Source organism: Laspinema palackyanum D2c (genome assembly GCF_025370875.1).
Taxonomy (GTDB): Bacteria; Cyanobacteriota; Cyanobacteriia; order Cyanobacteriales; family Laspinemataceae; genus Laspinema; species Laspinema palackyanum.
The window spans coordinates 144496-155862 of sequence record NZ_JAMXFD010000014.1; the positions used below are offsets into that span (position 1 = coordinate 144496).

The window sequence follows — 11367 nt, forward strand, 5'->3', positions numbered from 1 at the left end:
TTAGGGAAGACAACGGACTGGATGCCGTTTCGGTTTGGAGGACTCCCCTCAACAAGCCTTGGGGAATCGATTCCCCAAGACCCGATTTTTCCACTCTTCACAATCCGCCCCTTAAGAAGATTGCCTCATAATAATGAGCGTCTAACCTCGGGAAATTTTTCTAGGGTTTTAGGCAGGCGTTCCCAGTCAAAGGCGGCTATCTGGGTTTGGAGAGTCGTCGCATAGTCTAAGAGTGCCTGACACTGATATTCTAACCCCCAATCGTGCAAGCGATCGCTAAAGTTTCTTAAGTCACGCCGTTTCATGGTTTGAGACAACATGGGCCAGGTTGTTTCTTCTTCCTGACGCAGTTGTTCAAGTAATACTGGCAATTCTCCTACCACTTTCCGTTCAAGGGGTTGTTGAGGTTCCAAAAGTGACCTGTTCGGGGAACAAAGCCTCAGGGCTTTCTCCCCTTCTTCCTGGGGTAAAACACTCTTTAACAAGGAAACCAGTTCCGAGCGCATCAGCGGTTTGCGTAGAAACCCCTGGCATAACGATTTGACAACGGCCTCATCACTGGCTCGCGAAGAAGCGGTGACCACCACAATCGGTATCTGCTGGGTTTCCGGGTTGTTCTTGAGAAATTGCGCCACTTCGATGCCGTTGAACTCAGGCATCCACAAATCCAGTAAAATTAGATCAGGTTGGGAGGCGATCGCCTGTTCGATGGCTTCGCGGCCATCCCGCGCAAATAGCAGTTGATGCTTTGTTTGGCCAAAATAACCCGCAATTAACTCCAAATTCGACGGGACATCATCCACGATTAAAATCGTCCCCGGTTGGAACTGCTCTAAATTTTCATCTACAGGTGCCGACTCGAACTGGCCAATCTCGGTCTTGGCAATTTCTACCTCGGGAAAAACAAAGATAAAGGTACTGCCGCAATGGAGTTCACTCCTTAAATCAATCGTTCCTCCCAGCATTTCCGTAAGTCGTTTGGTAATGGCTAACCCCAACCCAGTGCCCCCATACTTACGAGTGGTTTTACCATCGTTTTGGATAAACGCCTCAAAAATATGCTCTTGGCGATCGGATGCTACCCCAATCCCTGTATCAGACACAGCCAACTCTAAACTCAAATGGAACGGGTCACGGGTCTTGGAAAAATCAGCATTCACATGAATCGTCACGAACCCCTGTTCCGTAAATTTCAGGGCATTCCCCACCACATTAAAGAGGATTTGCCGCAAGCGGACTTCATCAAAGATAATCCCCTCCGGAACCGATTCACTAATTTCAATAAATATCCCCAGACCCTTGGCTTCTGCCTTCTGGGAAAAAATCTGTTGAATATCCCTCACTAACGCTCGAATTAAGACGGGTTCATAGTTTAATTCCAGCTTCCCTGACTCAATTTTAGACAGATCCAGGATATCGTTAATGAGGGCCAGTAAGGTTTGGCCACTTGTAGCAATAGTCTGAAGATACGACTGCTGTTGTGGCTCGTTCATCATCCCCTTAAGTAATTCACAAAATCCTAAGATGGCATTCATCGGCGTCCGAATTTCGTGGCTCATGTTGGCCAAAAACTCGCTTTTTGCTTGGTTGGCCGATTCCGCTTTTTCTTTGGCCTGTTGCAGTTCATCTTCGATCTGTTTGAGATCCGTGATATCCATTTCAATGCCATCCCAAATGGTGCGTCCATCCTCCATCTGACGCGGCACTGACCGCAGTTGTGACCACTGAATTTTTCCCTCATGGTTGTACTTTCTCATCTGTATTTGGAAGGGAGACAAATTTTGAAAAGATTCTTCCGTAAGCTGGGCGTTTAACGGTTGATCTTCGGGAAAAATTCGGCTGTGCAATAAGGCGGGGTCCGCTATAATTGCCTCCGGTTCCAGTCCAACTAACCGTTTAATTCCGGCACTGATATAAGTAAAATGATAGCGTCCATCGAGTTCTCGGACCAACTGATAAATCAGCCCTTTATCAAGATTGTCCCCGAGGGTTCGCAGAATCCTTTCTCGTTCTTGGAGGGCGAACTCAGCTTGTTTGCGATCGGTGATATCCTCGACAATATAGGAAAATCTCGGGTGAGCGCTCGTGATTCCGAAAATGGGACAAACGCTGGCAGATAGCCATTTTTCACCCCCGGGAGTGAGATGCTTGTACTCAAATTTAACGGGCATTCCTGTGTCTTGCGCGGCGCGGTAGTGACTCAACCACATCTCCAGAGACGCTTCGGGAACACCCATCTCCCTGGCGAAGCGATTTTTCATCGCTTCGGTGGTTGTGCCAAAAAATTGGGCGCTGGTTAGATTGTCGGTCAAATGCCGAATATCATTGGGATAGAGTTCGACAATTCCCATCAGCATCGAAGCACTGTTAAAGAAGCTCCGCAGGGTAGATTCGCTCCACTGTATCGCTTCCTCTGCCTGTTTGCGATCGGTGATATCTTCGGCAATTCCGACAAAGCGGTAGGATTCCCCAGAGGGATTGAGTATGGGAAAGGACCGCGATCGAATCCAGCGGATTTCTCCGTGGGGTTGGACGATGCGGTAGGTTTCATCGAAATCGGTTCCTTCGCTAATTTGGCGAATTAAGCTGTCTCGCATATCCTCGCGATCCTCGGGGTGAACCGATTCTAACCAATCCTGGGGATTGTGATATAAACTCTCGCAACTCCTCCCCCAAATTTCTTCATAAGCCGGACTGATATAAATCATCTCGCCGGATTGGGTCAGGATAAAGAAAACTTCTCGAATATTTTCAGCAATTTGTCGGAATTTTTCTTCACTTTCCCTTAATTCCTGCTCTGCCAGTTTAGCATCAGTGATGTCTTGGAATGTGCCAAAAAGTTCAACTTTTTCTCCAAATTCATTGAAAACCGGCTGTCCTTTGCTGAGGATATAGCGGACCCTGCCATCGGGTAAAAGAACCCGGAATTCATGTTCGAGGGGGAACTCTTGAGCAAGGATGTCGGGAAAATTCTGGGGAAATTGGGGTAAATCCTCGGGGTGAATTCGCTGTAAGAATTCTCGATAAGTGGGGTCATTGGGTTCGGATTCAAATCCGAGAATCCGAAAGGTTTCCTTAGATCCGATTAGCTTTTGAGTGAGCAGATTCAAGGACCAGTTTCCTAAATGAGCGATGCGTTGGGCTTCTACTAACGCATTTTGACTCTGGTGGAGTTTTTCCTCGACTAATTTGCGATCGCTAACATCTAAAATAATTCCATGCCAGACCATATCTCCATTTTCTCGCTGCTCTGGTTGCGAGTTCCCTTGGAGCCATTTAATTTTTCCCGAATGCGTAATAATTCGCCATTCATGTTTAAATACTTTTAAGGTTTCGCTGGAGGCTTGAACCGCTGCAAAATATCCGGCTTTGTCGTCCGGATGAATTACATCAATAATGGCGCTTTCTACATTTTGAAAGACTTGATGCAAGGGAATTTCTATAATTTCCTCAATCGCCTGATTAATATATTCAAATTCTAAGGAGTGATCCGGATGTTGAACGAGGGAATAAATATTACCCGGTACTGCTCTAGCCAGATTTTGCAGGCGATTAAAAGTGATTTTTAAGACTTCTTCAGACTGCTTGCGATCGGTCATATCAATGGACATTCCGATCATGCGATTGGAGATTCCGGTCACATCAGGGACAACCTGAGCATGGACCTGAATCCACCGCCATCCTAGATCCCTCGGGGGAAAACAAATGCGATATTCCGTTTTAAACCCTCCCTCGTGGCGAATGGCTTCTTCATTTAGCTGATCCAATTCTTCTCGATCTTCGGGATGGACTAGGGCGAGGTATTCGGCGTAGGACATGACTTGAGGAAGCGAATCAAAGGTTGTGGCCGAAAAGACGATTTGATTAGTTTTAAGGTCTCGTTCCCAAGCAATGGTATTGGAAACTTCTAGGGCTAACCGTAATCGCGATTCACTGTTTCGGAAAGCGGCCTGAGCAGCTTGGCTTTCCTGATAGAGATTGGCTTGATGAATGGCGATGCCCAAGGGCTCTACGACTCGACGAGTCAGTTCGATTTCGTCCTCTTGCCACCGGAGGTATTTGGGAGTCCATAAACTTAGAGAACCCCAGATTCTGCCGTTCACGGCGATGGGAACTAATAACCAAAGCCCTTGGCGATCGCGAGCCACTTCTTCATTAATCGGGTCCTCAATGGTCCGGGTATCCACCACCACCACTTGCAGTTGTTGGAGTTGTGCGGCAAAAGGATTGCCTTCATCCGGGATATCTTCAGCGACTTCTTCCGGTAATTCCGAGTATTTATTATAGGAATATAGATGAGTCCAGACTCCCTGTTCCGGGATATAATGCACGATTGAAGCCCGTTCAAAGTCCACCAGTTGGGCAATCCCCATAGTGGCAGTGGAGAAGATGGTGCTTAAATCTAGAGATTGATGGATGGCTTGAATCACCTGATTTAAGAGGTGTTCCTGCTGGGTTTTGCGAGCTAGGGCCTGTTCAGCTTGTTTACGGGTGCTGATATCCGTCACCATTGCCAAACTCCCCACATACTCTCCCGCTTCATTAAAAATTGGCGTTGCCGAGAGCAGGGTCCAAAGGGGTGAGCCCTGTTTGCCGTAAAATAGGAAGTCATGCTGCTCGATGATTCCTTGTTTACGCCGTTCTAATTTTTCTCTGGCCTCTTGTTTTCCCGCTTCATCCATAAAATCAAGGAGGGATTTTCCCAGCATTTCTTCCGGGGTATATCCGAGGATTTCCGCCATTTTGGGATTGACAAAATTGGTACAATCTTGGGCATCAATGCTCCAAATTCCCTCATTAGCCGTTTCCACAATCCGGCGATATTGTTCTTCACTCTGTTTGAGGGCCGCTTCCGCCTGCTTGCGATCGGTAATATCCACGGTGACCTGAGTGACAAACCAGCAGTTTTCCTGGGGTTCAAATCGGGAAGTATATCGGGTCGATAAGTAGCGCACACTACCCCCTTTGTGCCGGAAGCGATACTCAAAACTGCTGCTTGTTTCTTGAGAAATTCTATTAAATAAGGGTAAAATTACCTGCTTTATATCCTCCGGGACGATGCGAGCCATCCAAATGTATTTGTCCTGCAAAAATTCTTCTGGAGTATAGCCAAAGACAATTTCACATCCGGCAGATAAATAATCTATTTCCCACTCTTGATTACTCAAGATTTTAGTTCGCACGATCGCGGCGATCGAGCTATTAAGAATATCATTTAACTTTTGTTCAGAAGCCGTCAGTGCCAGTTCTAAGGCTTTGCGAGAGGTGATATCTTCCCCAAACCCGATGAATCGATCCGGGTTACCCACGGCATCGTGCAATAGGTTAATTTGAGCATAAATCCAGCGAATTTCCCCATCCGGTCGCCGGATCCGATATTCTCTTTCCACCGGCTTCCCGGTAAATTGTTCAGCGAGAGAAGCCTCCACCAAGGGGCGGTCTTCTGGATAAATGGATTCCTTCCAGGAGTTAGCATCTTGATACAAACTTTCACAGCTTCGTCCCCAGATTTCTTCGTAAGCCGGACTAATATAAATAAACTCTCCCGTGGTGGCCGATCGCACGAAAAACATCTGGCCAATCGTCTGGACAATCTCCCGAAATCGTTTTTCACTTTCGCGCAGGGCTGTTTCAATGGCTTGGCGTTCAGTCATATCTTTCAAAATGGAAAGAATAACCGGATCTCCATCCAGGTGAATGACTTCACAAGAAACCAGAGAAAATTTAATCTCTCCGGATTTGGTACGCCAGTGCAATTCTTGATTTTTAACCACCCCGGTTTCCTGCAGTTGTTGCCGCATGATATCAGATTCCTCCGGGTTAACAATCAGATTAAGCTCTCTCCAGCCGCGATTAATCACTTCGTCATATTCATACCCTGCTAATTCTAAAAAAGCCTTATTAACATCGAGCAAGCGTCTACTTTGGAGATGAGTAATGATAATCGGATCGGGACTGTGACGGAAAATCGTAGCATATCGGGCTTCAGACTCGCGCAAATTGCTCTGAAGACGCGCAAATGCCTCCCGCAATTGTGCCGACATCTGATTGAACGATCGCGCCATTCCCGCCATTTCCTGAATGGGTAAATTTTCATCCAGATTTCGCTGCAAATCGCCCTGAGCTAAAGTAGCGGCAGTTTGACTGAGGATCACAATCGGACGAGCAATCCAATGAGTCAACCAGGTCCCCAAGGCCACGGCTATCATGACGGCGAATACTCCCAACCCCATGCTCTGTTTAAAGGATTCATTTAACGGTCCCATTAAATCCACTTCCGGGATCACCGTTACAATCTGCCACTCCAGGCTATTCTCTCCATTTTGATAGGGCTGGCTATGAGCAAAATAATGTTGACCTTGCTCCATAAAATCCCATTGTTCCAGTAACTTATGTTGACTCCAATTCGGAAGTTTCGAGAGCCAATAGTCCCGGGTTGATCGCCAAAAATGAGGAGAACTTTCCCTGCCTTCTTTCCACTGAATGAGTGCTTGAACACTTTGAATTAAAGGGGATTCCCCGGCAGAACTTGCAATTAATTTTCCATCCGGTTCCAGGATGAAAATAATCCCCGACTCCCCTAATTTAATTTGTTGTAAAAACTGATTGACCTGGCTCAGAGGTAAATTAATCCCAAAAACTCCGGTCAGGGTGTGACTAACCGGGTCCGTAATCGGCCAACTCGCATTAATCGCGAACTCTTGGGTATTCCAAAGTTGAAAGGGAGGAGTCCAGACTGGTCCTTGCTGCTGTTTAGCGGCCAGATACCAGGGACGTTCTCGAATATCCCAATCCGACGAGAGCACTTCTCGTTGTAGCGGTTCTAGGCTGCGTTGACCATTAGCATCAATCTCATATTCATCAAAAGTCTGACTCGGAGAATGATTGATCACCCCTAGGGTCGTCTTCCCCTCAAAATTACGGGCAATTCTGACATCCCCTTGTTCATTGGCATACAGAATATAGGGAATCTGATTGAAACTGGAAATTTCCCAGATGAGTTGGCGTTCTATCTCCTCTAAATTCTGGGGATCGAGGCGTTCAAATGCCACGGCATTCACATTACTGCGATTAATCTGTTCGGCTAGACCAAAATAGTTATCCAGGTACAAATCTACCCTAGCCCCGGCTTTCATCATTAACTCGTGGGCAATCATATCCGTTGCCTCATGAGTTCGATGCAAAAATAGAGAATTGGTCAGTCCTACCGTCAAAACTAATAGCAGGACAAGGGGGACATTTAATACGAGTTGCAGGGGAATTTTTAGTCGAAATCTGGAAAAAATAGCTCCCATAGCCCGTTAGCCAACTGTAAAGAACTCAATCAGAACCCTGAAAAACTCATGTTTTGCCCTCGATAAACTCATCTATTTTCCGGTGTCGGCTTCTTAATAAATCATCCCTGTATGGATGAGCGCTGCGACCCTGACTTGACAGCAAACTGACCCAATTCAACCGAGTCAGTTTGACTGAATTTCCCCTGAACTGTTCATCGAGATGAGCGGATGGCGCAACATCAACCCGGATCGGGGTGGTTTTTCTGTGACCTCCCACAACTTCGGATTTTAGTTTTACTTCTGTCCTTTAGTTTACCCGATTTTTATTCAGGGTTGTCTAAAATCGCCTAAAATAGTAAATCAATACAGTCAAAGAGGAGTCTAAACGTGCCTAAAGCGCAGGATAAGGATACCCAAACTCAGAGCGTTCAGGATAGCACAAATCCCGGGAGCCAAATCACTAAATTAGCCCCGGGCCCTCACGGTCGTCCGATCGCCGCCAATAATAACCCGGCGAAGGAATCGGAGTTAATGGGTTATCTGGATTAAGAGATTACAAACGCTGTTGAAGCGGTCAGTCGATGGCCATCATCATTCACCCTGTTGCCACAATGAGCGCGTTACCCCCCTATCTCCCCGCTTGGATCGGGGTGGTAACAGGGGCTTAAGTCCGGTTTTTCGGGGACTGGGGATGGTGCTATCTGGGTGATTGAGGTAAAGTCCCTAAACGAGGCTGACTCTCAAACTGTAAACGGTTGAATTGCAAAATCTCCCAGGGTGACTGTATAGCTAGAACGCACTTGGGCGATCGCAAACTCAATAATCACCTCACAAGCAACAGCCACGGTGAGGATGACTAAATTTCTCGCCAAGGGATAATCGCAAATATCATCCTGAACCGGGGAAGGAATGCGATACAGTTCGTTCCATATAATTTCTGCATAATCCGTAGCCAGTCCTACATGAAGACAGGGGATTTCCTGAGTGGCACAGTAATCTGCCACGGCTTTTCGAGACCCACTATTGTCAAAGGTATCAATCACTAAGCCGCTGTGATTTTCGATGAGTTTGCTGGCATTTTCGGCGGTCAATTCTTTCGTTTGAACCTCCAGTTTAATTCCCACCGCCCGATAGAGACTGTTGGCTAAAATCTTCGCTTTAAATGCGCCAATATCGGACCGATAATAAGGCTGGGTGGAAAGATTGCGCTCCTCAATGCGATCGCGATCAATCACCGTCAACCCTTGGCAACCACTGCGGGCTAAACTTTCAGTCAGATTCGCCCCCAAAGCACCCGCCCCACAAATCGTCACCGGAAAGCCCTGAAGTTTCGCCATGACTTCCGGTGTTCTATACAGTTGTTCATGAAAATACATCGACATGGTTTAAATCACTCTACAAAAAAACACTTGAATCAAATTAGTCAAACCATTCATCCCGATTTTCAATCACCCCAATCAGGGACTGTAAATCAAAATCGCGGTCTTTTCCACTCAAACAAATCCCAGAACTAAACACCGTTAAATCTTGTTTAGAAATGGCCGAAGTATGCTGTTCCCCGTTCCGGGTTGTCCAGTGAACAGTCCAATACTCATCCCCCGTTTCCTGAAAGCTCTGTAACTCACCTCCGCCCATTTTTAACGCCGCTTGCAACCGTTTTTCATCCTGGTAATGTTGCCATTTAGGATTAAACTCGGCGATTTTTCCGCAGACTTGTTCATAAACGGTTCGCATTTCTGGCGTCAGTCCTTTAAAGCTCAAGTCTTTGGGCTGGGTTAAGCGCTTTAACTCGGTTCTAAGCTGTTCCGTGGGGAATGGGTCGGCACGGCGATCGCAGGCTTCAAACCAGCCATTTTTGCCATCCCACCGCACCACAACCGGGTCAAACTTTCCCCCTTCTCCCACCAAATGAACCACCACAGGTTTCACCGTTCCTGTGCGTTGAATCCAGTCTGATTCATTCATCGGATAAGCCAACCAAGTTTGACCGCGCAACGGATAAGCCAACCATAACCGCGCTTGGGGAAATTGCTCCAAATATTCAGCAATTTGCAAGAACTCTGCGGGTTCGATGAGCTGGGCTTTTCCCGGTGCAGTCGCCTCAAAAATTCCCCACCCTTCAAACCCTCTGGGCTCAATTTCAAAGGTGTAAATGATTCCCGCCATTCGCAGCCGAACTCGTCCCCCCTGCACCGCTGGAGCGAGAAACTGTTTTCCCGGCAATTGAGCCTCTTGAATGGCCAATTCTTTGAGCAGGTTACGAATATTTTTCATGGATGGTTTTCAAAACAACTTTAATGATTTACCGGAAATTTTATTGAGTTAACGATGTAATAGAGAGCGATAATCTTTCACTGTTTTCTCTATTTCATTGAGGTTTGTTTTTTCCCAAAATTAGATACTCTGGCGGCACTTCATCCACCAGCCAAACCCCATTATCAGAAGAGTAAAATAAATATCCATTTTGGTGCATTTCGGCAGATTTAATGGTGAAAATTACAGGTTTACCCTGGCGCATTCCTACCTGTCTTGCTGTGTCAAGATTGGGGGATAAATGAACATGATGGCGCGCTCTTTTTTGTAATCCCTGGGCCAGAATTGACTCAACGGCGTGATGTCCCGTGCCATGATAGAGAATATCCGGGGGACAACGGGGTTCCAGTTGCAAATCTATGGGAATACTATGGCCTTGATTGGCTCGAATTCGAGTTCTGGTGGCATCGAAGGAAAACCGCTGTTTATTGTTGGTTTCTACGACTAAATCCAGTTGCGATCGGGTGAGAGGGAACTGGTGAGCTTGTGCGGCTGCTAATAAAGCTTCCACCGCCACCCATCCCCCGGGTTCGAGTTTTAATCCGATTTCCCCGGGATTGTGTCTTAAGTGATAGCTGAGATATTTACTGAGTTTAATTAGGTGAGAAGTTTCGCTCATCAAAGTTCCCTGGAGGTTAGAAGGGTAGTAGAGAAATTCTGGGGAATTTCTGCATAAACTGCATTTTCCAGATAGTCTACTGGTTTTTACGGGGATAAGGTTCCTATCGAGAACTCTTCCCAGGCCCACTTAGGCACGTTTCTGATTTGAGGGTTTAACTCAGGACAGGATCCAAATGGTTTGTTTCCAGCCTGACTGCTTTAAAAAAAGGGGGTTGACAAATGGAAAAAGAATGATAGGATATCGTTTAATCCACTTTTAGAATGCCCTCAAGGAGGGTGTAAATGACCTCAAATTTAACGGTTCATAAGTTCTTGCGGTTTTTATGGGTTGGTGTGGTCTCTTCTCTCCCTGTAGTTGCTACAGCCGTCCACGCTGAAACCAGCCCTCAATATGAATTTACGGTTACCAATAATACAGGTAGCCCGATTACCGAACTTTATGTTGATGATACGGAGCAGGCCGATTGGGGCGACAGTATCTTAGGTGATTCACCCATCGATCCGGGGGAGACGGCTCCATTTTATTGGGCCGATGAAGATTGGGTTGAAGGAGACCCTTGTCTTTATGATGTTTTTACCCGTAGTGAAGATGGAACAGAAGGCTTCGCTGAGGCAGTAGATTTTTGCAAGAATCCTGCTATCACGGTTTCTCCAAAATAAGTAACACCCGGATAAAAACCCGTAGAAAGGGTTAGAGATTGGGGAATTTAGAGGGAGTGGGGTCTGGCTTGCTTAGGGCAAGTAAGGCCCCACTTTTTCAGGGCCGGGTTCAACGCCAATCCCTTAAACAAAAGGATGGGTAAATTCAGAGATTAAGTCAATTCTCCCTTTTCTTAAGACAGCCGGATCCAATCGTTCGGTTGTGTTACAAGTCATTAAAAACACCAATTTTTGTTGAGCGTTGATACCCTCTACATCTAAAACGCTTTGATATAAAGTGCCATCGAGTAAACTCAGGATATGTTCAGTTTTATTACTGTGTTGCGCGGCTTCGCTTCCCCGGTCTTGGGCGAGGTTATCTGCTTCATTAATAATGATGCAAATTTTTTCTAAATAACTGGGGGGAACGAAATTTTCCAGGCTCTTCAGGACTTGTGGTGATAAATTTATCTAATGAATGAGGAGTCCGACGTACCAGATTAGAAGCTGAAGCCCA

7 protein-coding genes are annotated in these 11367 nt (G+C 46.4%); 2 read left to right on the top strand and 5 right to left on the bottom strand.

Features of this window, described 5'->3' with window-relative positions:
* Positions 1-125 precede the first annotated feature (125 nt).
* Entirely contained in the window at positions 126-7295 is a 7170-nt protein-coding gene (locus NG795_RS17140) for a PAS domain S-box protein (protein WP_367289861.1), read from the bottom strand.
* Between the two features lie 369 nt (positions 7296-7664).
* Here NG795_RS17140 and NG795_RS17145 point away from each other — a divergent pair, with 369 nt between their 5' ends.
* Positions 7665-7826 (top strand): hypothetical protein, encoded by a 162-nt coding sequence (locus tag NG795_RS17145; RefSeq protein ID WP_367289862.1) that lies wholly within the window; start codon positions 7665-7667, stop codon positions 7824-7826.
* 191 nt (positions 7827-8017) lie between these two features.
* Here NG795_RS17145 and NG795_RS17150 read toward each other — a convergent pair whose 3' ends face one another.
* The 3 genes from NG795_RS17150 to NG795_RS17160 all read right to left on the bottom strand — a co-directional run bounded on the left by NG795_RS17150 (position 8018) and on the right by NG795_RS17160 (position 10209).
* The gene (locus NG795_RS17150; protein WP_367289863.1) at positions 8018-8659 is read right to left on the bottom strand and encodes a ThiF family adenylyltransferase; all 642 of its coding nucleotides are present in this window, start codon (positions 8657-8659) and stop codon (positions 8018-8020) included.
* Positions 8660-8696: 37 nt separating this feature from the next.
* Positions 8697-9551: a hypothetical protein gene (locus NG795_RS17155; protein ID WP_367289864.1), complete on the bottom strand. Its 855-nt coding sequence runs from the start codon at positions 9549-9551 to the stop codon at positions 8697-8699.
* 94 nt (positions 9552-9645) lie between these two features.
* Entirely contained in the window at positions 9646-10209 is a 564-nt protein-coding gene (locus NG795_RS17160; protein ID WP_367289865.1) for an RNA 2'-phosphotransferase, read from the bottom strand.
* Positions 10210-10493: 284 nt separating this feature from the next.
* On the opposite strand from NG795_RS17160, the gene NG795_RS17165 reads away from it, so the two are divergent.
* Positions 10494-10871 (top strand): hypothetical protein, encoded by a 378-nt coding sequence (locus tag NG795_RS17165; protein WP_367289866.1) that lies wholly within the window; start codon positions 10494-10496, stop codon positions 10869-10871.
* A 123-nt stretch (positions 10872-10994) separates the two neighbouring features.
* Here the strand turns inward: NG795_RS17165 and NG795_RS17170 are convergent, their stop codons facing one another.
* A complete protein-coding gene (locus NG795_RS17170; protein WP_367289869.1) occupies positions 10995-11321 on the bottom strand; it encodes an AAA family ATPase in 327 nt (108 codons plus the stop codon).
* Positions 11322-11367 lie beyond the last annotated feature (46 nt).